Here is a 22,774-nt window from a genome sequence, read left to right as displayed (position 1 = left end):
GTAATCTCCGGCGACACGCCGGAACCGGTCCGTGAGGGGGCGCACAATGGCGATGACGGCTGCGGTCAAGGACGAGCTGAGCCGGGTGGACGTGCCCAAGCCCTGCTGCCGGCGGGCGGAGATGGCGGCGCTGCTGCGCTTCGCCGGGGGGCTGCACATCGTCTCCGGCCGGGTGGTGGTCGAGGCGGAGCTCGACACCGGGGCGGTGGCCCGGCGGCTGCGCCGGGAGATCGCCGAGGTGTACGGCTATCCGAGCGAGATCCACGTACTGGCCTCGGGTGGGCTGCGCAAGGGCAGCCACTTCATCGTGCGGGTGGTCAAGGACGGCGAGGCCCTGGCGCGGCAGACCGGGCTGCTGGACGTGCGGGGCCGTCCGGTGCGGGGTCTGCCGCCGCACGTGGTGGCGGCCAACGTCTGCTGCGCCGTGTCCGCGTGGCGGGGGGCGTTCATGGCGCACGGCTCGCTGACCGAGCCGGGCCGCTCCAGCGCCCTGGAGATCACCTGCCCGGGGCCGGAGTCGGCGCTCGCCCTGGTCGGCGCGGCCCGCCGGATCGGCATCACCGCGAAGAACCGCGAGGTGCGCGGGGTCGACCGGGTGGTGGTCAAGGACGGCGACGCGATCGCCGCGCTGCTGACCCGGATCGGCGCGCACTCCAGCGTGCTCGCCTGGGAGGAGCGCCGGGTGCGCCGCGAGGTCCGGGCGACGGCCAACCGCCTGGCCAACTTCGACGACGCCAACCTGCGCCGCTCCGCGCGGGCCGCGGTCGCCGCCGCCGCCCGGGTGACCCGGGCGCTGGAGATCCTCGCCGACGACGCCCCCCACCACCTGACCTCGGCGGGGCGGCTGCGTCTGGAGCACCGGCAGGCATCCCTGGAGGAGTTGGGCGCGCTCGCCGACCCGCCGCTGACCAAGGACGCCATCGCCGGGCGGATCCGCCGGCTGCTGGCGCTGGCCGACAAGCGGGCCCGGGACCTGGGCATCCCGGATACCGAAGCGGCCGTCACGCCCGAGATGCTCGTGGTCTGATAGGACGGTGACGGTAGGCGCAGGCGAGCGGGCGCGGCCGACGCGCCCGCGCGCGTCCCGCCGCCCGGGGGCGGCGGGACGACCCCGGGGCGCGAAAGCGATCACCACCCCGTGCGGCGCGGTGTCGCCCGTTCGGATAAGGTCGCTGCGTACGGCAAGGGGGCCGGCACTGGCACTCCTCGCCGCGCTCACCGCCTCGGGCGGTCAGGGTCTCTCAGACCGCGGCGGGGCGGCCGACTTGAACTGTCAACGGCCGGCTCCAACGGTCGGCGCACATCATCTCGCCGGCCCAGGGCTGACGCCGGCGGATCAGAACGCGAGGAGATGGGACCTGTGACCATCCGGGTTGGCATCAACGGCTTCGGCCGCATCGGCCGTAACTTCTTCCGGGCCGCGCTGGCGTCCGGCGCGGACATCGAGGTCGTGGCCGTGAACGACCTGACCGACAACGCGACGCTCGCCCACCTTGTCAAGTACGACAGCATCCTGGGTCGCCTCCCGCACGAGGTCAAGGCGACCGACCACGAGATCACCGTCGGCGGCAAGGCCATCCAGGCGTACGCCGAGAAGGACCCGGCGAAGCTGCCGTGGGGCGACGCCGGCGTGGACGTGGTCATCGAGTCCACCGGCTTCTTCACCGACGCCACGAAGGCCAAGGCGCACATCGACGGCGGGGCCAAGAAGGTCATCATCTCGGCGCCGGCCAAGAACGAGGACGTGACGGTCGTCATGGGCGTCAACCACGACCAGTACGACCCGGCCAAGCACACCATCATCTCGAACGCCTCCTGCACGACCAACTGCCTCGCCCCGATGGCGAAGGTCCTGCACGACACGTTCGGCGTCCAGCACGGTCTGATGACGACCATCCACGCGTACACGCAGGACCAGAACCTGCAGGACGCGCCGCACAGCGACCTGCGCCGCGCCCGGGCCGCCGCGCTGAACATCGTGCCGACCTCCACCGGCGCCGCGAAGGCGATCGGCCTGGTGCTGCCGGAGCTCAAGGGCAAGCTCGACGGGTACGCGCTGCGCGTGCCGATCCCGACCGGCTCGACCACCGACCTCACGGTCAACGTCAACCGGGAGACCACGGTGGACGAGGTCAACGCCGCGATGAAGGCCGCCGCCGAGGGCCCGCTCAAGGGCATCCTGGTCTACAACGAGGACCCGATCGTCTCCTCCGACATCGTCACCGACCCGGCGTCGTGCATCTTCGACGCGCCGCTGACCAAGGTCGTCGGCAACCAGGTCAAGGTCGTCGGCTGGTACGACAACGAGTGGGGCTACTCGAACCGCCTGGTGGACCTGGTCAAGCTGGTGGGTTCGTCGCTGTGACCATCCGTACGCTCGACGACCTGCTCGCCGAGGGGGTGTCGGGTCGGCGCGTGCTGGTGCGCGCCGACCTGAACGTCCCGCTCGACAAGCAGACCGGCGCGATCACGGACGACGGCCGCATCCGGGCGGTGCTGCCGACGCTGACCGCCCTGACCGGGGCGGGCGCCAAGGTCGCGGTGTTCTCGCACCTGGGCCGCCCGAAGGGCGAGCCGAACCCGCAGTACAGCCTCCGGCCCGTCGCCGCCCGCCTCGGCGAGCTGCTCGGCGCGGAGGTCCGGTTCGCCGAGGACACGGTCGGCGACTCCGCGCGCTCCGCGGTGGACGCGCTCGCCGACGGCCAGGTCGCCGTGCTGGAGAACCTCCGCTTCAACAAGGGGGAGACCAGCAAGGACGACGCCGAGCGGGGCGCGTTCGCCGACCAGCTCGCCGCGCTCGGCGAGGCGTACGTCGACGACGCGTTCGGTGCGGTGCACCGCAAGCACGCCAGCGTCTACGACCTGCCGGCCCGGCTGCCGCACTTCGCCGGCCGGCTGGTGCTGCGCGAGGTGGAGGTGCTGTCCAGGCTGACCGGGGAGCCGGAGCGGCCGTACGTGGTGGTGCTCGGCGGCTCGAAGGTCTCCGACAAGCTCGGGGTGATCGAGGCGCTGCTGCCGAAGGTCGACCGGCTGCTCATCGGCGGCGGGATGTGCTTCACCTTCCTCAAGGCCCAGGGCCTGGAGGTGGGCACCTCGCTGCTGGAGGAGGAGATGGTCGAGACCTGCCGCAGCCTGCTGGAGCGGTCCGAGGGCAAGATCATGCTCCCGGTCGACGTGGTGGCCGCGGACGCCTTCTCGCCGGACGCCGCGCACGACGTGGTCCGCGTCGACGGCATCCCGAGTCACCGGCTCGGGCTCGACATCGGTCCGGAGACGGTCGCCGGGTTCGCCGCCGCCCTGAAGGAGGCCGCCGGCGCACGGACGATCTTCTGGAACGGCCCGATGGGCGTGTTCGAGATGGCGCCGTACGCCGACGGCACCCGCGGCGTCGCCCAGGCGATCGCCGAGTCCAAGGCGTTCACCGTGGTCGGCGGCGGGGACTCCGCCGCGGCGGTGCGGGCGCTCGGGCTGGACGAGAGCTCGTTCGACCACATCTCCACCGGCGGCGGCGCCTCCCTGGAGTACCTGGAGGGCAACCCCCTCCCCGGCATCGCGGCGCTGGAGGACTGATGGCGGCCCCACCACCCGCCGGCCCCTGATGGCCGGCAACTGGAAGATGAACCTCAACCACCTCGAGGCCAACCTGCTGGTGCAGAAGCTGGCCGCGAGCCTGACCGAGAAGCACCTCACCGAGGTCGAGACCGTGGTGCTGCCGCCGTACACCGACCTGCGCACCGTGCAGACCGCGGTGGACGGCGACAAGCTGCTCATCGGCTACGGCGCGCAGGACCTGTCGCCGTACCAGTCGGGGGCGTTCACCGGGGACATCTCCGGGCCGATGCTGACCAAGCTCGGCTGCACCTACGTGACGGTCGGCCACTCCGAGCGGCGGACGTACCACCACGAGGACGACGCGACGATCAATCTCAAGGTGGCGGCGGCGCTGTCCAACGGGCTCACCCCGATCCTGTGCATCGGTGAGGGCCTGGAGGTCCGGGAGGAGCTGCGGCACGTGCCGCACTGCTGCGACCAGCTGGACGCGGCGCTGCAGGGGCTCACCGGTGAGCAGGTCGCCAAGGTGGTCGTGGCGTACGAGCCGGTCTGGGCGATCGGGACGGGCAAGACGGCCACCCCGGAGGACGCCCAGGAGGTGTGCGGGGCGGTCCGCGCGCGGCTGGCCGAGACGTTCGGCCAGGCGACCGCGGAGCAGGTCCGGATCCTCTACGGCGGATCGGTGAAGTCCTCCAACGTCGGAGCGATCATGGCCCAGCCGGACGTGGACGGGGCCCTCGTCGGCGGCGCGAGCCTGGACGCCGAGGAATTCGCCAAGATCTGCCGCTTCCCGGAACACATCAGCGCCTGACGGCTCGCTATCCTTGACTCCGCCCGTCCGCCGGTCGGTGCCGCCGTGCCCGACCTGTCCGGGCGAGGATCGCTACGAGAGGACTGACCCCAGCTATGCCGATCTGGTTCGCATACACGTTGATCGTGTTGCTGAGCATCACGAGCATCCTGCTCACCATGCTGATCCTGCTGCACCGAGGCAAGGGCGGCGGCTTGTCGAGCATGTTCGGTGGCGGTGTCAGCTCCAGCCTCGCCGGCTCCTCAGTGGCCGAGAAGAACCTCGACCGCTACACGGTCCTGGTGGGCATCGTCTGGTTCGCCTGCATCGTGGGGCTGGGGCTGTGGCTGCGCCTCCAGATGGCGAGCGGGGCCTGACAGCGAGCCCGTCGAGCGTACAATCTGCGCGCGGTCCGTCACCGACGGGCCGCGCGCAGTCGTTTACCCGCTGCACCGCGCCGCCGCCCGGCCGAGCGGCGGTCCCCTCCGACGACAGGAGCGAGCAGCCGTGGCGAGTGGCAACGTCATCCGGGGAGCCCGGGTAGGGTCCGGCCCGCAGCGGCCCGGCGGCCGGCACGAGGCGGCCCCGCGGCGGGAGGTCAGCTACTGGTGCCGGGAACGCCACCGGGTCGACGTCCCCATCGCGGCGGACGTCGGGGCCCCGCCGCTGTGGGACTGCCCGCGCTGCGGCCAGCCGGCCGGGCGGGACCCGGGGGACCCGCCCGGCCAGCTCCGCGCCGAGCGTTACAAGACCCACCTGGCGTACGTGCAGGAGCGGCGCACGCCGGAGCAGGGGGAGGCGATCCTGGCCGAGGCCCTGGCCACCCTCCACCGCCGCTGCGGCAGGTAACCCGTCAGCGGAGGCTGCGCAGGCGGGGTGGGACGTCCGCCGCCGCGGCCCGGTCGAGCAGCCACAGCGTACGGCTGACGCCGCGCACCCCGGCGGCCGGCAGCTGGACGGGCCCGGCGCCGGCCAGCGCCATGCCCACCGCCCGGGCCTTGTCCGCGCCGCCGGCCACCAGCCAGACCTCGTCGGCGGTGTTGATCGCCGGCAGGGTCAGGGTGGTGCGCACCGGCGGCGGTTTGGGGCTGCCCCGCACGGCGCTGACCGGCCGGTTGTCGTGGTGCACCGGGTGCTCCGGGAAGACGGAGGCGACGTGCCCGTCCTCGCCGACGCCGAGCATCAGCACGTCGAAGTGGGGGAGCGCGGCGTGCCCCGGTCGCGCGGCGCGGGCCAGTTCGGCGGCGTACTCGGCGGCGGCGGCCTCCGGGTCGGCGCCGGCCGGGCCGTCGGACGGCGGCATGGGGTGCACCCGGGCCGGGTCCAGCGGCACCGCGTCCAGCAGCGCGGCCCGGGCCTGCGTCTCGTTGCGCTCCGGGTCGCCCGCGGGCAGGAAGCGCTCGTCGCCCCACCACACGTCGACCCGGGACCAGTCCACCGCGTCCCGGGCGGGCAGCGTGGCCACCGCCCGGTACACGGCCGCGGCGATCCGCCCTCCGGTCAGCACCACCGACGCCTGACCGCGGTCGGCCTGGGCGTCGAGCAGCTTCACCACCAACCGGGCCGCCACCGCCTGTGCCAGCAGGTTGGCGTCGGCATGGACGGCGACACTCGCCTCACTCATCTGGTTTGCCTTCGTTTCCGACCGCCCGCGCGGTCCCTCTACGTCGTGCCCGGGAGACCGGCGGCCCTCCGTCGCGCCCACTGCCGGGCGGGCCGTCGGGCGGCCCGCCCGGCGCGCCCTCAGGGGGTCGCGCTGGTCCCGGCGTGGGCGGTCACCCCGGCCTCGGCGCGCTCCGCCGTCGCCGGGTCCTTCCAGACGTGCACCCGCTGCCCGGGGCGCTGGTCCAGCCCGGAGACCTCGGCCATGGCGCCGAGCGCCTCGGCGTAGACCTGGTCGGCGTCCAGCCGGCGCAGCTCCTCCGCCAGCTCGTCGCCGAGCGGCCGGCGCACCAGCGGCAGCTGCCGGTCCGCCTGCCCGGTGCGCCGGAACGTCGCCACGCTGTCCTCCCGGGTCAGCGTCAGCTCGTCGCCGTTGGCGCAGCTCAGCTGCACCTCGCGCATCCGGGGGAAGTCGCCGGCCCGCTCCCACCGGGGACTGATCCCCAGCCGGCTGCCCAGCCAGCCGCACATCAGGGCGGCCGTCGGGTCGGTCGGCGGCGCCACCACGCGGGCCGCGGTGACCCGCGCCTCGGTGGTGTCGAAGGCGCCCGCGACCAGTGTGCGCCACGGGGTGATCCGGGTCCACGCCAGGTCGGTGTCGCCGGGGGCGTAGTCCCGGGCGCGTTGGCGCAGCGCCTCGATCGGGTCGGTGGCCTGCGCCGCGTCGGTGATCCGCCGGTCGGCGACCACGCCGAGGTAGTCGGTGGCGATCTCGTGCGGCGGCTCGCCGTGCCACCACGTCACCACCGGCACGTCCGGCACCAGCAGCGGCATCACCACCGACTCGGCGTGCAGCGCCAGCCGGCCGTACATCCGCATCACCACCGCCTCGCACGGGCCGAGCCGGCCGCCGACGACGATCTCCGCGTCCAGCCGGTTGCGGTCCCGCTCGACGTCCGTGCGGACCACGACGAGCAGCCGGCACGGATGGGCGGCGGCGGCGATGGTCGCGGCCGCCTCCGCCTCGCGTACCCGCTTCTCGTCGACGACGACGATGAGCGTGAGAGCCATGCCGCTGGCCACCCCGCCCGCGCTGCGCCGCTCCGCGGCGAGCGCCTTGACCACCTCGCTGCCGGTGGTGTCCCACAGGCCGATCAATGGAGCCTCCTGGTTAGCTCGCAGTGCTCGCTCACGCTCTCCGCCAAGCCCGGCCCTCGCGGGCCAGCATCTCGTCGGCGGCCCGGGGACCCCACTCGCCGGCCCGGTACGGCTCCGGTCGGGTGCCCGCCCAGGCGTGCTCCAGCGGGTCCACCACCGCCCAGCTCTGCTCGACCTCGGCGGCGTCGGGGAAGAGGGTACGGTCGCCGATCAGCACGTCCAGCACCAGCCGCTCGTACGCCTCGGGGCTGGACTCCGTGAACGCCTCGCCGTACTGGAAGTCCATCGCGATGTCGCGGACCTCCATCGTGGTCCCCGGCACCTTCGAGCCGAACTTCAGCACCACGCCCTCGTCCGGCTGCACCCGGATGACGAGCTGGTTGTTGCCGAGCATCTCCATGTCGACCGGGTCGAACGGCAGGTGCGGCGCCTTCTTGAACATGATGGCGACCTCGGTCACCCGTCGGGGCAGCCGCTTGCCGGCCCGGATGTAGAACGGCACCCCCGCCCAGCGGCGGTTCTGGATGCCCAGCCTCACCGCCACGTACGTCTCCGTGGTGGAGTCCGGCGGGACGTCCTCCTCCTCCAGGTAGCCCTTCGCCCGCTGGCCGCCCACCCAGCCCGGCAGGTACTGCCCGCGCACGGTGTCCCGGGCCACGTCCTTCGGCACCGTGATCGCCTTGAGCACCTTCAGCTTCTCGGTGCGGATCTCGTCGGCGTCGAAGCTCGTCGGCTCCTCCATCGCCACCAGGGCCAGCAGCTGGAGCAGGTGGTTCTGCAGCACGTCCCGGGCGGTGCCGACGGAGTCGTAGAAGGCGGCCCGGGTGCCGATGCCCACGTCCTCGGCCATGGTGATCTGGACCGAGTCGACGTACCGGGCGCTCCACAGCGGCTCGAACAGGCTGTTGGCGAACCGCAGGGCCAGGATGTTCTGGACCGTCTCCTTGCCCAGGTAGTGGTCGATCCGGAAGACGTCCTGCCGGGTGAAGACGTCGTCGACCAGGTCGTTGAGCTCCTTGGCCGAGGGCAGGTCGTTGCCAAACGGCTTCTCCACGACCACCCGGCGCCACCCGCCGGACCTGGCGTTGTCGGCCATGCCGGTGCGGGCGAGCTGCTTGAGCACCACGGGGAACGCGGCCGGGGGGATGGAGAAGTAGAACGCGGCGTTGCCCTGGATGCCGTGGCTGTCGCGCAGCTCGTCCAGGGTGGCGGCCAGGTGGTCGAAGGCGGCGTCGTCGTCGAACGAGCCGCCCACGAACTTGATGTTGCCGGCGAGCCGGGCCCAGACCTCCTCGCGCCACGGTGTCCGGGCGTGCTGCTTGGCCGCGTCGTGCGCCAGCGACTCGAAGTCGCCGTCGCCCCAGTCGCGCCGGGCGAAGCCCAGGACCACGAAACCGGGTGGCAGGAGCCCCCGGTTCGCCAGGTCGTAGACCGCCGGCAGGAGCTTCTTCTGCGCCAGGTCGCCGGTGACTCCGAAGATCACCAGAGCGCAGGGCTCCGGGATCCGCGGCAGCCGCCGGTCCTGCGCGTCGCGCAGCGGATTCACGCCGTCTCACTCCTCGCGCTCACAGCACCACCTCGGTTCGCGACTGCGGGGCTCGCAGGATCGGCTCACTCCTCGCGCTCACATTGCCACCTCGGTTCGCGACTGCGGGGCTCGCAGGATCGGCTCACTCCTCGCGCTCACATTGCCACCTCGGTTCGCGACTGCGGGGCTCGCAGGATCGGCTCACTCCTCGCGCTCACATTGCCACCTCGGTTCGCGACTGCGGGGCTCGCAGGATCGGCTCACTCCTCGCGCTCACGCTGTCTCCTCGTGGTTCCACATCGTCCATCGTCACGCCCGTAACCGCCGCGCAGCATCGAGCAGCTGGGCCACCCCCGCCGACCGGTCGGTCAGGTGCAGCCGCAGCAGCGGCCGCTTCCGGCCGGCCAGGGCCTGCCGGTCGCCGGCGGCCTGGGCCGCCTGCAGCTCCCCGAAGGAGTACGGCTGCCCGGGCACCGGCAGATCATCCCCGACCGTACCGGTCAGCTGAAGGAACGTGCCCACCCCCGGGCCGCCCTTGTGGTACTGGCCGGTGGAGTGCAGGAAGCGCGGCCCCCAGCCGAAGGTCACCGGCCGGCCGGTCGCCTGCCCGAGCAGCGGGCGCAGGCCCGCCACCTCGGCGTCGCCGATCCGGTCCAGGTACGCCATGACGGCGAGGTAGCCGTCGCCGGCGATCCCGTCGAGCAGGTGGTGCAGCACGCCGGCCAGGTCGGCGGGGGCGCCCGCCGGGGCGTACACCTCGATCGCCCCCTCGGTGAACGACGGCGCCTCCGCCGGCGCGCCGGAGGCCAGGATGCGCCGGGTGTTCTCCTTGCTCTCCGCGACGTTCGGCTGGTCGAACGGGTTCACCCCGAGCACCACCGCCGCCACCGCGGTCGCGTACTCCCAGGTCAGGAACTGGGCGCCGAGCGGGCCGTTGACCGCCACGTCCGGTTCGCAGCCGCCGCCGGGGACGTCTCCGGCGGACAGCGCGCCGCCGTAGGTGACGGTCAGCAGGTCCGGGCCGCTGCCGGCGGGGGCGGCCGGGGACTCCGGCGCGACGGGCAGGATGCCGAGCCCCGCCTTGCCGGTCGACTCGGCGACGAGCTGCTCGATCCAGTCGCCGAGCCCGTCCAGCCCCGTGCCGTCGGAGACCAGGGCCAGCTTGTCCCGGCCGAGGGTGGCCGCGGCGCCGAGGGCGGCGCCCAGCGCCAGGCCGGGGTTGTCGGTGTCGCGCCCGAGGGCGTCGGCGAGCGCGTCGGCCTGGTCCAGCAGTTCGGTCACCTCGACCCCGGCCAGCGCGGCCGGCACCAGCCCGAACGCGGTCAGCGCCGCGTACCGGCCGCCGACCTGCGGGTCGGCGAGCACCGTGACGGCGCCCAGTTCGACGGCGGCGGCCTCCAGCGGGGAGCCCGGGTCGGTGACCACCACGAAGTGCCGGCCGGCCTCCGCCGCGGTCAGCCCGGCGTCCAGGAACGCCTGCCGGTACGCCCGCAGGTGGCTGTCGGTCTCCACCGTCGAGCCGGACTTGCTGGCCACCACGACGACGGTGCGTTCCAGGCGGTCGGCCAGCGCCCGGCGGACCTGGCCCGGGTCGGTGGTGTCGAGCACGGTCAGCGGCCGGCCCAGCGTGCGGGCGATCACCTCGGGGGCCAGCGACGAGCCGCCCATGCCGGCGAGGACCACGTGATCCAGGTCGGCCAGCTCGGCGGTCAGTTCGGCGAGCTGGGGGAGCAGCTCCCAGCTGCGCCGGTGGGTGTCCAGCCAGCCGAGGCGGACGCGCGCCTCGGCCTCGGCCTCCGGGCCCCACAGCGTCGGGTCCTTCGCGGCCAGTTTCGCCGGCACGCCCCGGCGTACGAGGGCGTCCCGGACGGAGGCGGGCGCGGACCGGTCGACCGCGTCCGCGCCGTACACGGCCAGCCCGGCCGCCGCCTCGGGGGAGCCGGACAGCAGGTCGCTCACGTCGCCACCCCCGCGGGGCGGAGGGGGCTGCGCGTCCCGGACCTGCGGCGGCCGGCGGCGGCGCCCGTCCCGGGTTCCCGGCGACCGGCGGCGCGACGCGCCCCGGGGCGGTGCCCCGGGGCGCGTCCGCGGCCGTACGTCACGCGTTGCCCCCCGCCTTCTCGGCGGCCCGGCCGCTGTCCTTGGCGGCCTGACCGGGCCGCCCGCTGCCCTTGCCCGCCGACGTGAGGGAGCGCCGGACGCCGTCGAGCAACTCCACCCAGCTGGCTTCGAACTTCTCCACGCCCTCCCGCTCCAGCGTGGCGATCACGTCGGACATGTCCACGCCGAGCGCCGCCAGGCCGGTGAAGACCTCGCGGGCGTCGTCGTAGGCGCCGGTGACGGTGTCGGGGTGGGTCTCGCCGTGCTCGGCGAAGGCGTGGACCACCGCCTCCGGCATGGTGTTCACCGTGCCGGGCGCGATCAGCTCCTCCACGTAGATCACGTCCCGGTAGTCCGGGTTCTTCGTCGAGGTGGACGCCCACAGCGGGCGCTGCGGGTGGGCGCCGGCGTCGGCCAGGGCCTGCCACCGGTCGGAGGAGAAGACCGCGCTGTAGCGCTCGTACGCCAGCCGGGCGTTCGCCACGGCGGCCTTGCCGCGCAGCGCCTTGGCCTCGGCGGAGCCGATCTTCTCCAGCCGCTTGTCCACCTCCGTGTCGACGCGGGAGACGAAGAACGACGCCACCGAGCCGATCTTCGACAGGTCGTGGCCGTTTGCCTTCGCCTGCTCCAGCCCGGCGAGGAAGGCGTCCATCACCTGCGAGTAGCGGTCCAGGCCGAAGATCAGCGTGACGTTGACGCTGATCCCCTCGGCCAGGGTCGCGGTGATCGCCGGCAGCCCCGCCTCGGTGGCCGGGATCTTGATGAACAGGTTCGGGCGGTCGACCAGCCACCACAGCGCCTTGGCCTCGGCGACGGTCCTGGCCGTCTCGTGGGCCAGCCGCGGGTCCACCTCGATGGACACCCGGCCGTCGACGCCGGCGCTGGCGTCGTACGCCGGGCGCATCACGTCGCAGGCCCACCGCACGTCGTACGTGGTGAGCATGCGCACGGCCTCCTCGACGTTTACCCCCCGGGCGGCGAGGTCGCGCAGCTGCCAGTCGTACTCGGCGGCGTCGCCGAGCGCCTTGGCGAAGATCGTCGGGTTCGTGGTCACCCCGACCACGTGCTTCTCCCGGCGTAGCTGGTCCAGCCCGCCGGAGCTCAGCCGCGTCCGGGAGAGGTCGTCGAGCCACACCGCCACCCCGGCGGCGCTGAGGTCACCCAGCCTGTCCGTCATGTCGTCAACGCTCCCCTCAGTTGCCGGTCGTGAAACCGGTGATCTCGCCCACCCGGGTCAGCGCCGCGTGCGCGGCGGCCACGATCCGGTCGGGGGTGAACCCGAACTGTTCGAAGAGCACGGTGTGCGGGGCGCTCGCGCCGTAGTGCTCCAGGCTGACGCTCTCGCCGGAGTCGCCGACGACCGCGCGCCAGGACATGCCGATGCCCGCCTCCACGCTCACCCGTGCCTTTACCCCGCGCGGCAGCACCGACTCCCGGTACGCCTCGTTCTGGGCGAGGAACCACTCCTGGCACGGCATCGACACCACCCGGGTGGGGGTGCCGTCGGCCTCCAGCCGCTCCCGCGCGGCGAGGCAGAGCTGCACCTCGGAGCCGGTGCCGATGAGGATCACCTGCGGCTGGCCGGTGGACGCCTCGGCCAGCACGTAGCCGCCCTTGGCGACGCCCTCGGCGCCGGCCAGGGTCGAGCGGTCGAGCGTCGGCAGCGCCTGGCGGCTGAGCGCCAGGGCCGTCGGCCGGTCCGTGTGCTCCAGGGCCTGCCGCCACGCCCACACGGTCTCGTTGGCGTCGGCGGGGCGGACCACGTCGAGGCCGGGGATGGCCCGCAGCGCGGTCAGGTGCTCCACCGGCTGGTGGGTGGGGCCATCCTCGCCGAGGCCGATCGAGTCGTGCGTCCAGACGTAGACCACCGGCAGCTTCATCAGGGCGGCGAGCCGGACGGAGGGGCGCATGTAGTCGCTGAACACCAGGAACGTGCCGCCGTACGGGCGGGTGCCGCCGTGCAGGGCGATGCCGTTGAGGATCGCGCCCATGGCGTGCTCGCGGATGCCGAAGTGCAGCGTGCGGCCGTACTCGTGGCCCGGGAACTCCTTCGTGGCGAAGGCCGCAGGGATGAACGACGGCTCGCCCTTCATGGTGGTGTTGTTGCTCTCGGCCAGGTCGGCCGAGCCGCCCCACAGCTCGGGCAGCACCGGCGCGAGGGCCTCCAGCACCTTGCCGGAGGCGGCCCGGGTGGCGACGCCCTTGGCGTCGGCCGGGAAGGTCGGCAGGGCGTCGGCCCAGCCCTGCGGGAGGGTCCGCGCGGCCATCCGGTCCCAGCGCGCCTTGCGCTCCGGGTTGGCCTTCGCCCAGTCGGCGTACGCCGCGTCCCACTCCTGCTGGGCGCCGGCGCCGCGCCGCAGCACCTGGCGGGCGTGGCCGAGGACGTCGTCGTCGACCTGGAAGGTCTGGGCCGGGTCGAAGCCGAGGAGCTGCTTGGTCGCGGCCACCTCGTCGGCGCCGAGCGCCGAGCCGTGGATCTTGCCGGTGTTCTTCTTGTTCGGCGCGGGCCAGCCGATGATGGTGCGCAGCGCGATGAAGGAGGGGCGGCCGGTCTCGGCCTTCGCGGCCAGCAGGGCCCGGTACAGCGCCTCGACGTCCTCGTGGTACTCGCCCTGGTCGGCGTCGCCGGCGCGCCAGTCGACGGTCTGCACGTGCCAGCCGTACGCCGCGTAGCGGGCCGCCACGTCCTCGCTCTTGGCGATGCGGGTGTCGTCCTCGATCGAGATCTCGTTGTCGTCGTAGATCAGCGTGAGGTTGCCCAGCTGCTGGTGGCCGGCGAGGGCGCTGGCCTCGTGGCTGATGCCCTCCTCGATGTCGCCGTCGGAGGCGATGCACCAGATGTCGTGGTCGAAGACCGAGGCGCCGGGCTCGGCCTCCGGGTCGAACAGGCCGCGCTCGCGGCGGGCCGCCATGGCCATGCCGACCGCGTTGCCGATGCCCTGGCCGAGCGGGCCGGTGGTGGTCTCCACGCCCGGGGTGTGGCCGTGCTCGGGGTGGCCCGGGGTCAGCGAGCCCCACTGCCGCAGCGCCTTGAGGTCGTCCAGGCCCAGCGGGTAGCCGGAGAGGAAGAGCTGGATGTAGAGGGTCAGGCTGGAGTGGCCGGCCGAGAGCACGAAGCGGTCCCGCCCGGGCCAGTTCGGGTCGGCCGGGTTGTGCCGCATCACCCGGTTGAACAGCAGGTACGCCGCGGGGGCGAGGCTCATCGCGGTGCCGGGGTGGCCGTTGCCGGATTTCTCCACGGCGTCCATGGCCAGTACGCGGACGAGGTCGACGGCCCGGCGGTCGAGGTCGGACCAGTTGAGTGCGGGTTGCTCGGGTCGGTTGGCAGCCACGATGGTTGTGCTCCTCGGCAGTTGGGCGGAACCCTCGGTAGTGACCCTATCGAGTGGTTCTAAACGGGCGACCGGGGATCTGTGCATGCCGCTCTGTGCCGGTGTGCCTGAATCGGCCGTTCCTCCGGGGGTGTGACGGTCCGCACCGTTGTCGGGTCGCCAGGGCAGCCAAAACGACGACGCGTAGTCTGTGGGCGGTGTGTGGGCCCGGACGGGTCCGACCGACCCGTACCTCCTCCCTGCGGTCCGCCCGACGGTGGACCGTGGCGACTCCGCCAACGCCGGAAGGTGGCAATCCGTGAGCATGATCACCGAGCGCCCCGTCAGCGACTCTGCCGGGCAGCCGCCGGTGCGCACGGTGGCCGAGGCGCCGGCGGTCGCCCGGCGGGACGCCCGGGCGGTGGTCTCCGCGTACGTCGCCCTCACCAAGCCGCGCATCGTCGAGTTGCTGCTGGTCACGACCGTCCCGGCGATGATGCTGGCCGAGGGCGGGCTGCCGTCGCTGTGGCTGATGGCGGTGGTGCTCGTGGGCGGCTCGCTCGCCGCCGGCGCGGCCAGCGTCCTGAACTGCTACATCGACCGGGACATCGACCAGTTGATGCGGCGCACCAAGCGCCGGCCGCTGCCGACGCACACCGTGTCGCCGCGCAGCGCCCTGGTGTTCGGGCTGGTGCTCGCGGTGGTCTCGGTGGCGCTGATGGCGGCGTTCACCAACTGGCTGGCCGCCGGGCTGACCCTGGCGGCGATCGCCTACTACGACCTGGTCTACACGCTCTGGCTCAAGCGCACGACGCCGCAGAACACCTTCTGGGGCGGCGCCTGCGGGGCGGCGCCCGTGCTGATCGGCTGGGCCGCGGTGACCGGCTCGCTGGCCCCGGCCGCCTGGGCGCTGTTCGCGGTCGTGTTCTTCTGGCAGATGCCGCACTTCTACCCGCTGGCGATGAAGTACAAAACCGACTACGCCCGCGCCGGCATCCCGATGTTGCCGGTCGTGGCCTCCGCTCGCCGGGTCAACGCCGAGATCATCCTGTTCGCCTGGCTGACCCTGCTGTCGTCGCTGGCCGTGTGGCCGCTGGGGATGAGCCCGATCTACGGCGTCACCGCGCTGGTGGCCGGCGGGATCTTCGTGGTCGAGGCGCACAGGCTGTGCCGCCAGGTGGCCCGGGGCGGGGCGGTCCGGCCGATGCGGCTGTTCCACTGGTCGTACGTCTACCTGACGATCCTCTTCGCCGCCGTAGCGGCAGACGCCCTGCTCTAACCCCCCCCGCGGCCACTCCCCCCGCGGCCACTCCCTCCGCGATCTTGCACTTTCGGCCCGGGCGAATCGGGCAGAACCCCATATATAGGGGGCGGAAAGTGCAAGATCGCGGGGCTCCGGGGCTCCGGGGCGCCGGGGCTCCGGCCCGCCGTGAGTGCTGACAAATGGTCATCATGGACGGGTTGTCCGGCTTATGTCGTCCATCGGAGATTTTTGGCATGGGCCCGCTCCGCTCAACCTGTTACGGATCGTGCAACTTGCCGCTGCCTTTTGGTCTCTCAAATATGGATATAAACGGGCAAGTTGCCTGTGGTCTTCCTTAAACGTGCAGGTAATTGGAATCACAATTGGTTCATGGTTGTCGCGCGCCCGGGCGGAAGTCTGCTTACGCTTCGCGTCATGGCAGATGGTTCCGATACGACGCTGACGGCCGAGCAGCCCGTCGCCGCGCAGGCCCCCAACGGCCTCGTCGCGGGCATCAAGTCGTTCGCCGCCGGGCACGGCGGGGCGAAGGCGGTCATCGAGTACGTCGGCAAGCGGGGGGCGCGCATCGTCCTCGTCGGCGCGGACGGGGCATGGGCCGACCAGTTCGCCGACGGCACCGACGTCGCGCGGCAGGCCTGCGCCACGGCCGGAGTCGCCGTCGAGAACGCCTGGGAGCGCGAACTGATGGACCAGATGCGCCCGAGCAACGACCTCTGGCGGTCCATGGCCCGGCGCACGATGGCCCGTTGACATAAGTTGACCACCACCCACCAGCCGACCCGGGGGGAACCCCGGGTCGCTCTCGTTACCTGCGCCGAGCTGTCCGACCTCGACCCGGACGACCGGCTCCCGCTCGCCCCCTGACCGGGCGGGGCGTCACCGTCTCCGCCGCGGTCTGGGACGACCCGGCGGTCGACTGGGCGGCGTACGACCTGGTCGTGCTCCGTTCGCCCTGGGACTACGCGCTGCGCCGCGACGAGTTCGTCGCCTGGGCCGACACCGTGTCCCGGCTGGCAGACCCGGCCGACGTGGTGCGCTGGAACACCGACAAGCGCTACCTGGCCGAGCTGTCCGCGGCCGGGGTGCCCACCGTGCCCACCGCGTGGGTCGCCCCAGGCGAGTCCTGGGAGCCCCCCGCGGGCGGCGAGTACGTCGTGAAGCCGGCGGTCAGCATCGGCAGCCGGGACACCGGCCGGTACGACCTGACCGACCCGGAGCACCGCGCCCTTGCGGTGGCGCACGTCCGCCGGCTCTCCGACGCCGGCCGGCTCGCCATGGTCCAGCCGTACCTGCCGGCGGTCGACACCGCGGGCGAGACGGCGCTGCTGTTCCTCGCCGGTCCCGGCGGGCTCCGGTTCAGCCACGCCATCCGCAAGGGCCCGATGCTGACCGGCCCCGACCTGGGCGTGGAGGGGCTCTACAAGGCCGAGGCGATCACCCCGCGCACGGCCACTCCCGAGCAGCTCACCGTCGCGGAGCGGGCCCTGACGGCGGTGCCGGGTGGCCCGGAGCGCCTGCTGTACGCCCGGGTCGACCTGATCCCGGGCCCGGACGGCGCGCCCGTCCTGGTCGAGTTGGAGCTCACCGAGCCGAGCCTGCTCATCGGGTACGCCGACGGCGCCCCCGACCGTCTGGCCGAAGCCGTCCTGACCCGCCTGCGCCTGTCCCGCTCCGCCCACTGACCCGCCGCAAGATCCGCGAGCGCCACCCGGACCCCTGCGGTGCGGGGCGCGGGCGGAGCGCGGGTGGGCAGTGCGCGGGGGTGGGCGGGTGGTGGGGGCGGTCAGGCGGCGGCGGGGACCGGGGCGGACGGGGTGGCCTCCGGCGCGGCGGCGGCCGGAGCGACCGGGGTCGGGCGGCGTTCGCGGGTGGACGACAGGACCGCCAGGGTGGCCAGCAGCACCAGGCAGGAGCCGAGCATGTGGGCGCCGACCAGCACCGCCGGCAGGTGGGTGAAGTACTGCACGAAGCCGATCACGCCCTGACCCAGCTCCACCGCGAGCAGCATGACCGCCGCCCGCTCGGCCCGCCGGGCGCCCACCGCGCGGAACGCGAAGACCAGCGCCACGGACAGCCCGACCAGCAGGAACACGCCGTCGGCGTGCACCTGGGAGATCGCCTCCGGGTCGAGCCCGTTGCGCGCCGCGCCGTGGTCGCCCGCGTGCGGGCCGCTGCCGGTGACCCAGGTGCCGACGACCAGCACCGCGGCGCTGACCACGGTGGTGAGCAGCGCCAGCGCCCGCAGCGGCGCCGGCACGGTGGGCAGCGTGGGGCCGTCCGGCTTGCCGATGCGCCGCCACAGCGCGTACGCGGCCGCGATCACGACCATCGAGGCGAGGAAGTGCAGCCCGACCACCCACGGGTTGAGGTTGGTCAGCACGGTGATCCCGCCGATCACCGCCTGCGCCGGGATGCCGAACAGCACCGCGACCGCGAGCGGCAGCAGGCCCTGTCGGCGCGGCCGGTGCAGCAGCACGGCCACGACGACGGCCAACGCGATGGCGCCCACGGCGAAGGTGAGCAGCCGGTTGCCGTACTCGATCACCCCGTGCACGCCCATCTCAGGCGTGGCGTGGTAGGAGTCGTCGGTGCACCGGGGCCAGGTGGGGCAGCCCAGGCCGGAGGCGGTCAGCCGGACGGCTCCGCCCGTGACCACGATGGCCACGTTCGCGACGATCGACGCGTACGCCAGCCGGCGCAGCAGGGTGGCGGAGACCGGGAACCGGACGGATCGCTTCACGCGGCAAATCCTACGCACCGTAGTGGAGCCCGATCGGGTGACTCCGGTGTGCCGGTGGTTCGGATCACCGGAAGGCGGATTGCGGGCTCGCCGCGAATTACGTAACGTTGCCGTTGTGAAAAACGCGGCGGCGCTCTCCGGGCGGCAGCCGGCCACCGCGCCGGCCGTCGGCGGCGACTCCGGGTCGCGGCGCGGCGCCGGACGCACCGAGCTGGAGTTGTCGCAGGCCGCGTCCGCCGATCTTTCCACCCGGGACCGGGTCACCCAGCTGCTGCTGGAGCGTGGCGCGACCACCGCCGCCCAGCTCGGCGTGGCGCTCGGGCTCAGCCCGGCGGCGATCCGCCGACACCTCGACGCGATGCTCGCCGACGGCGACGTGGTCGCCCGCGAGCAGGCCGTGCGGGGCGGCCGGGGGCGCGGCCGCCCGGCGAAGGTGTTCCTGCTGACCGACGCGGCCCGGGTGCGCTGCGGCACCCACCACTACGACAACATGGCCACCGCCGCGCTGCGCTGGATCGCCCGCAACGGCGGGCCCGAGGCCGTGGAGGCGTTCGCCGCCGAGCAGGTCGAGGCGCTGGAGGGCCGCTGCCGCGCCGCCATGGAGGACGCCGGGGACGACCCGCTCGCGCGCGCCGAGGCGCTCGCCGGGGCGCTCACCGCCGAGGGCTACGCTGCCAACGCGTCGACGATCGCCTCCGGCGGCCAGCTCTGCCAGCACCACTGCCCGGTGGCGCACGTGGCCGCCGAGTTCCCCCAGCTGTGCGAGGCCGAGACCGGGGTCATCTCCCGCCTGGTCGGCACCCACGTGCAGCGCCTGGCCACCATCGCGCACGGCGACGGGGTCTGCACCACGCACATCCCGGCCCAGCCGGCACGTGTCCAGTCCGGTAACACCGTCACCACTGTGAGGACAGATAGATGACCGAGCAGATCGTCCAGCCCCTGACCCAGGATGAGCAGCTCGCCGCCCTCGGTCGCTACGAGTACGGCTGGGCCGACCCCGACGTGGCCGGGGCGTCCGCCCAGCGCGGCCTCAACGAGGCGGTGGTGCGGGACATCTCCGCCAAGAAGAACGAGCCCGCCTGGATGCTCGACCTGCGCCTGAAGGGCCTGCGGCTGTTCGGCCGCAAGCCGATGCCGGGCTGGGGCGCCGACCTCACCGGGATCGACTTCGACAACATCAAGTACTTCGTCCGGTCCACCGAGAAGCAGGCCACCAGCTGGGAAGACCTGCCCGAGGACATCAAGAACACCTACGACAAGCTGGGCATCCCGGAGGCGGAGAAGCAGCGGCTGATCGCCGGTGTCGCGGCGCAGTACGAGTCGGAGGTCGTCTACCACAAGATCCGCGAGGACCTGGAGGAGCAGGGCGTCGTCTTCCTGGACACGGACACCGCGCTCAAGGAGCACGAGGACCTGTTCAAGGAGTACTTCGGCACCGTCATCCCGGTCGGCGACAACAAGTTCGCCGCGCTGAACACCTCCGTGTGGTCCGGCGGCTCGTTCATCTACGTGCCGAAGGGCGTGCACGTGGAGATCCCGCTGCAGGCGTACTTCCGGATCAACACCGAGAACATGGGCCAGTTCGAGCGGACGCTGATCATCGTCGACGAGGGCGCGTACGTGCACTACGTCGAGGGCTGCACCGCGCCGATCTACTCCTCGGACTCGCTGCACAGCGCCGTGGTGGAGATCATCGTGAAGAAGAACGCCCGGTGCCGCTACACGACCATCCAGAACTGGTCGAACAACGTCTACAACCTGGTCACCAAGCGCGCCGTCTGCCACGAGGGTGCGACCATGGAGTGGATCGACGGCAACATCGGCTCCAAGGTCACCATGAAGTACCCGGCGGTCTACATGACCGGCGAGCACGCCAAGGGCGAGGTGCTGTCGGTGGCCATGGCCGGCGAGGGCCAGCACCAGGACGCCGGCGCCAAGATGGTGCACGCGGCGCCGCACACCAGCAGCACCATCGTGTCGAAGTCGATCGCCCGGGGCGGCGGTCGCACCTCGTACCGGGGCCTGGTGCAGGTGCTGGAGGGCTCGCACCACAGCAGGAGCACCGTCAAGTGCGACGCGCTGCTGGTGGACACGATCTCCCGCTCCGACACCTACCCGTACGTCGACATCCGCGAGGACGACGTGGCGATGGGGCACGAGGCGACCGTCTCCAAGGTCAGCGAGGACCAGCTCTTCTACCTGATGAGCCGGGGCCTGAGCGAGGACGAGGCGATGGCGATGATCGTGCGGGGCTTCATCGAGCCGATCGCCAAGGAGCTTCCGATGGAGTACGCGCTGGAGCTGAACCGCCTGATCGAGCTCCAGATGGAGGGCGCGGTCGGCTGAGGCCGACCGCGAACCCCGACCCACCGGGCCGGGCCGCGCCAACCCGGACCCGTTGGGCCGGGCCGCGCGGGCCCCGACCGACCCTCCGATCAATGACACCGTCGTCGCAGAACAGACCAAGGAAGAGATGACTATCCAGGCTTCCGCGCCGCCCAGCACCAAGTCGCAGGCGCTCCGCTCGTACGACGTCGCCGACTTCCCCGCCCTGACGGGCCTGGAGGAGGAGTGGCGCTTCACCCCGCTCAAGCGCCTTCGCGGCCTGCTGGAGGGCGGCACCTCGGACGAGTCGGCGCACTGGCCGGCCTACGAGCACGGGCAGCTTCCCGCGGGCGTCACCGTCGGCGCGCTGGCGAAGGACGATCCCCGGCGGGGCAGCGTGCTCACCCCGTTCGACCGGATCAGCGCACGCGCCTACGGCGAGTCCGACCTGGGCAAGCTGGTGCAGGTGGCCCGGGAGGCGGTGGTCGCCGAGCCGGTGGTCATCACGGTGCAGGGCGGTCCCTCCGACGTGGTGGCCTTCGCCCACACGTTCATCGAGGTCGGCGCGCTCTCCGAGTCGGTCCTCGTGCTGCGGCACGTGGGCGGCGGCGCCCTCGCCGACAACGTCGAGGTGGCGGTGGGCGACGGCGCGAAGCTGACCCTGGTCACCCTCGCCGAGTGGGACGACGACGCCGTCCAGGCGCAGCACGTCAAGGTGCGGCTGGGCCGCGACGCCAAGGTGGTCCACGTGCAGGTCAGCCTCGGCGGCGACCTGGTCCGGCAGTACACCTCGGTGGAGTACACCGGCCGGGGCGGCGAGGCCGAGCTGTACGGCGTCTACTTCGCCGACGGCGGCCAGCACCTGGAACACCGCCAGCTCGTCGACCACAACGTGCCGGACTGCCGCAGCCACGTCGGCTACCGGGGCGCGCTGCAGGGCGACGACGCCCACACGGTCTGGGTGGGCGACGTGCTGATCCGCGCCGAGGCGACCGGCACCGACACGTACGAGATCAACCGGAACCTGCTGCTCAGCGACGGCGCCCGGGCGGACTCCGTGCCGAACCTGGAGATCGAGACCGGCGAGATCGCCGGCGCCGGCCACGCCAGCGCGACCGGCCGCTTCGACGACGAGCAGCTGTTCTACCTGATGGCCCGGGGCATCCCGGAGGGTGAGGCCCGCCGCCTGGTGGTCCGCGGCTTCTTCGCCGAGCTGATCAACAAGATCCCGGTCGAGGGGCTGCGGGAGCGCCTCGGCGACGCGATCGAGGCCCGCCTCACCAGGGCGGGCGCCTGATGATCAGGATCTGCGCGACCGAGGACGTGCCGAAGGGCACCGTGATCAGCGCCGACGTCGACGGCACCCAGATCGCGGTCGTGCACGGCGAGGACGACCGGTTCTACGCCGTGTACGACGAGTGCTCGCACGCCGCGGTCGCCCTCTCCGAGGGCGAGGTCGAGGACTGCACGCTGGAATGCTGGCTGCACGGATCCCGTTTCGACCTGCGTACGGGCGAGCCGACCGGGCTGCCCGCCACCGAACGCGTCCCCGTATACCCCGTCGAAGTCCGCGACGGCGACATCTTCGTCAGCCTCACGCCGAGCAATGGAGTGACCCGATAATGAGCACCCTGGAGATCCGCGACCTGAAGGTGTCGGTCAAGCTGCCCGAGGGTGAGCTCAAGCCGATCCTGGCCGGGGTCGACCTGACCGTGAAGTCCGGTGAGACCCACGCCATCATGGGTCCGAACGGCTCCGGCAAGTCCACGCTGGCATACTCCATCGCCGGCCACCCGAAGTACGAGATCACCGGCGGCTCGGTGACCCTCGACGGCGAGGACGTGCTGGCCATGTCCGTCGACGAGCGGGCCCGCGCGGGCCTCTTCCTGGCCATGCAGTACCCGGTCGAGGTTCCCGGCGTCTCGGTGGCCAACTTCCTGCGTACCGCCAAGACGGCGATCGACGGCGAGGCGCCGAAGCTGCGCACCTGGGCCGGCGAGCTGCGCGGCGCGATGGAGCGGCTCCAGATGGACCCGGCGTTCGCCCAGCGCAACGTCAACGAGGGCTTCTCCGGCGGCGAGAAGAAGCGGCACGAGATCGTGCAGCTGGAGCTGCTCAAGCCGAAGATGGCGATCCTCGACGAGACCGACTCCGGCCTCGACGTCGACGCGCTGCGCGTGGTCAGCGAGGGGGTCAACCGGGTCCGCGACACCGGCGACACCGGCCTGCTGCTGATCACCCACTACACCCGGATCCTGCGCTACATCAAGCCGGACTTCGTGCACGTCTTCGTCGCCGGCCGGATCGTCGAGCAGGGCGGCCCGGAGCTGGCCGAGAAGCTCGAGGACGAGGGCTACGAGCGGTACGTGGCCGGGGCCGGCGCGGCGCGGGCCTGAGTTCC

At 72.7% G+C, this 22,774-nt stretch carries 20 protein-coding genes and 1 pseudogene; 14 read left to right on the top strand and 7 right to left on the bottom strand.

Translation table 11 applies throughout. From position 1 onward, the window contains the following. Positions 1-46: 46 nt before the first annotated feature. The 6 genes from whiA to JD77_RS02425 all read left to right on the top strand — a co-directional run bounded on the left by whiA (position 47) and on the right by JD77_RS02425 (position 5,191). Complete coding sequence (gene whiA, locus JD77_RS02450) at positions 47-1,027, top strand: DNA-binding protein WhiA (protein WP_111134126.1); 981 nt, start codon at positions 47-49, stop codon at positions 1,025-1,027. A gap of 333 nt (positions 1,028-1,360) precedes the next feature. Next, entirely contained in the window at positions 1,361-2,365 is a 1,005-nt protein-coding gene (gap, locus tag JD77_RS02445) for a type I glyceraldehyde-3-phosphate dehydrogenase (protein WP_145772843.1), read from the top strand. After that, on the top strand, positions 2,362-3,570 hold the full coding sequence (locus JD77_RS02440; protein WP_145772842.1) for a phosphoglycerate kinase: 1,209 nt from the start codon (positions 2,362-2,364) through the stop codon (positions 3,568-3,570). Before gap ends, JD77_RS02440 begins: the two co-directional genes overlap by 4 nt. A gap of 28 nt (positions 3,571-3,598) precedes the next feature. Then, on the top strand, positions 3,599-4,363 hold the full coding sequence (tpiA, locus tag JD77_RS02435; protein ID WP_145772841.1) for a triose-phosphate isomerase: 765 nt from the start codon (positions 3,599-3,601) through the stop codon (positions 4,361-4,363). A gap of 95 nt (positions 4,364-4,458) precedes the next feature. Beyond that, positions 4,459-4,719, top strand: coding sequence for a preprotein translocase subunit SecG (secG, locus tag JD77_RS02430; protein ID WP_145772840.1), 261 nt, complete (start codon positions 4,459-4,461; stop codon positions 4,717-4,719). A 130-nt stretch (positions 4,720-4,849) separates the two neighbouring features. Beyond that, positions 4,850-5,191, top strand: coding sequence for an RNA polymerase-binding protein RbpA (locus JD77_RS02425; protein ID WP_145772839.1), 342 nt, complete (start codon positions 4,850-4,852; stop codon positions 5,189-5,191). A 4-nt stretch (positions 5,192-5,195) separates the two neighbouring features. On the opposite strand, the gene pgl is transcribed toward JD77_RS02425, so the two are convergent. The 6 genes from pgl to tkt all read right to left on the bottom strand — a co-directional run bounded on the left by pgl (position 5,196) and on the right by tkt (position 14,062). Continuing rightward, a complete protein-coding gene (gene pgl, locus JD77_RS02420) occupies positions 5,196-5,966 on the bottom strand; it encodes a 6-phosphogluconolactonase (protein ID WP_145772838.1) in 771 nt (256 codons plus the stop codon). A 119-nt stretch (positions 5,967-6,085) separates the two neighbouring features. Continuing rightward, on the bottom strand, positions 6,086-7,102 hold the full coding sequence (locus JD77_RS02415) for a glucose-6-phosphate dehydrogenase assembly protein OpcA (RefSeq protein WP_145772837.1): 1,017 nt from the start codon (positions 7,100-7,102) through the stop codon (positions 6,086-6,088). Between the two features lie 31 nt (positions 7,103-7,133). Beyond that, entirely contained in the window at positions 7,134-8,648 is a 1,515-nt protein-coding gene (zwf, locus tag JD77_RS02410) for a glucose-6-phosphate dehydrogenase (protein ID WP_145772836.1), read from the bottom strand. 291 nt (positions 8,649-8,939) lie between these two features. Continuing rightward, positions 8,940-10,589 (bottom strand): glucose-6-phosphate isomerase, encoded by a 1,650-nt coding sequence (locus JD77_RS02405; protein WP_145772835.1) that lies wholly within the window; start codon positions 10,587-10,589, stop codon positions 8,940-8,942. A gap of 139 nt (positions 10,590-10,728) precedes the next feature. Next, on the bottom strand, positions 10,729-11,907 hold the full coding sequence (gene tal, locus JD77_RS02400) for a transaldolase (RefSeq protein WP_145772834.1): 1,179 nt from the start codon (positions 11,905-11,907) through the stop codon (positions 10,729-10,731). Positions 11,908-11,923: 16 nt separating this feature from the next. Then, positions 11,924-14,062, bottom strand: a complete 2,139-nt coding sequence (gene tkt, locus JD77_RS02395) for a transketolase (RefSeq protein ID WP_145772833.1) — start codon at positions 14,060-14,062, stop codon at positions 11,924-11,926. A 298-nt stretch (positions 14,063-14,360) separates the two neighbouring features. Here tkt and JD77_RS02390 point away from each other — a divergent pair, with 298 nt between their 5' ends. From JD77_RS02390 to JD77_RS02380, 3 genes and pseudogenes are all read left to right on the top strand, one after another. After that, entirely contained in the window at positions 14,361-15,320 is a 960-nt protein-coding gene (locus JD77_RS02390) for a heme o synthase (RefSeq protein ID WP_145772832.1), read from the top strand. Between the two features lie 399 nt (positions 15,321-15,719). Beyond that, positions 15,720-16,055, top strand: coding sequence for a hypothetical protein (locus tag JD77_RS02385; protein ID WP_145772831.1), 336 nt, complete (start codon positions 15,720-15,722; stop codon positions 16,053-16,055). Positions 16,056-16,061: 6 nt separating this feature from the next. Next, positions 16,062-16,987, top strand: a pseudogene (locus JD77_RS02380) (ATP-grasp domain-containing protein). A gap of 101 nt (positions 16,988-17,088) precedes the next feature. Here the strand turns inward: JD77_RS02380 and JD77_RS02375 are convergent. After that, positions 17,089-18,063: a COX15/CtaA family protein gene (locus JD77_RS02375; protein WP_211372471.1), complete on the bottom strand. Its 975-nt coding sequence runs from the start codon at positions 18,061-18,063 to the stop codon at positions 17,089-17,091. Positions 18,064-18,256: 193 nt separating this feature from the next. Between JD77_RS02375 and JD77_RS02370 the strand changes: the two genes are divergently transcribed. The 5 genes from JD77_RS02370 to sufC all read left to right on the top strand — a co-directional run bounded on the left by JD77_RS02370 (position 18,257) and on the right by sufC (position 22,769). Further along, complete coding sequence (locus JD77_RS02370; protein ID WP_145777386.1) at positions 18,257-18,967, top strand: helix-turn-helix transcriptional regulator; 711 nt, start codon at positions 18,257-18,259, stop codon at positions 18,965-18,967. Next, positions 18,964-20,394: a Fe-S cluster assembly protein SufB gene (gene sufB / locus JD77_RS02365; protein WP_145772829.1), complete on the top strand. Its 1,431-nt coding sequence runs from the start codon at positions 18,964-18,966 to the stop codon at positions 20,392-20,394. Before JD77_RS02370 ends, sufB begins: the two co-directional genes overlap by 4 nt. A gap of 127 nt (positions 20,395-20,521) precedes the next feature. Then, positions 20,522-21,670 carry a Fe-S cluster assembly protein SufD gene (sufD, locus tag JD77_RS02360; protein ID WP_145772828.1) on the top strand — a complete coding sequence of 383 codons (1,149 nt, stop codon included), beginning with the start codon at positions 20,522-20,524 and terminating at the stop codon, positions 21,668-21,670. Further along, on the top strand, positions 21,670-21,996 hold the full coding sequence (locus JD77_RS02355) for a non-heme iron oxygenase ferredoxin subunit (RefSeq protein ID WP_145772827.1): 327 nt from the start codon (positions 21,670-21,672) through the stop codon (positions 21,994-21,996). Before sufD ends, JD77_RS02355 begins: the two co-directional genes overlap by 1 nt. Next, positions 21,996-22,769 carry a Fe-S cluster assembly ATPase SufC gene (gene sufC, locus JD77_RS02350; RefSeq protein ID WP_145772826.1) on the top strand — a complete coding sequence of 258 codons (774 nt, stop codon included), beginning with the start codon at positions 21,996-21,998 and terminating at the stop codon, positions 22,767-22,769. The genes JD77_RS02355 and sufC overlap by 1 nt, the downstream gene beginning before the upstream one ends. The last annotated feature ends 5 nt before the right edge of the window (positions 22,770-22,774 follow it).

The sequence above is a fragment of the Micromonospora olivasterospora genome (genome assembly GCF_007830265.1).
Taxonomy (GTDB): Bacteria; Actinomycetota; Actinomycetes; order Mycobacteriales; family Micromonosporaceae; genus Micromonospora; species Micromonospora olivasterospora.
This window is presented reverse-complemented; position numbering and strand designations above follow the sequence as displayed.

Bases quoted from the DNA above. Each gene is read 5' to 3' on its own strand.
- whiA (WP_111134126.1), top strand. From the start codon at position 47: ATGGCGATGACGGCTGCGGTCAAGGACGAGCTGAGCCGGGTGGACGTG.
- tpiA (WP_145772841.1), top strand. From the start codon at position 3,599: ATGGCCGGCAACTGGAAGATGAACCTCAACCACCTCGAGGCCAACCTG.
- secG (WP_145772840.1), top strand. From the start codon at position 4,459: ATGCCGATCTGGTTCGCATACACGTTGATCGTGTTGCTGAGCATCACG.
- pgl (WP_145772838.1), bottom strand. From the start codon at position 5,966: ATGAGTGAGGCGAGTGTCGCCGTCCATGCCGACGCCAACCTGCTGGCA.
- tal (WP_145772834.1), bottom strand. From the start codon at position 11,907: ATGACGGACAGGCTGGGTGACCTCAGCGCCGCCGGGGTGGCGGTGTGG.
- JD77_RS02385 (WP_145772831.1), top strand. From the start codon at position 15,720: ATGGCAGATGGTTCCGATACGACGCTGACGGCCGAGCAGCCCGTCGCC.
- sufB (WP_145772829.1), top strand. From the start codon at position 18,964: ATGACCGAGCAGATCGTCCAGCCCCTGACCCAGGATGAGCAGCTCGCC.
- sufD (WP_145772828.1), top strand. From the start codon at position 20,522: ATGACTATCCAGGCTTCCGCGCCGCCCAGCACCAAGTCGCAGGCGCTC.
- JD77_RS02355 (WP_145772827.1), top strand. From the start codon at position 21,670: ATGATCAGGATCTGCGCGACCGAGGACGTGCCGAAGGGCACCGTGATC.
- sufC (WP_145772826.1), top strand. From the start codon at position 21,996: ATGAGCACCCTGGAGATCCGCGACCTGAAGGTGTCGGTCAAGCTGCCC.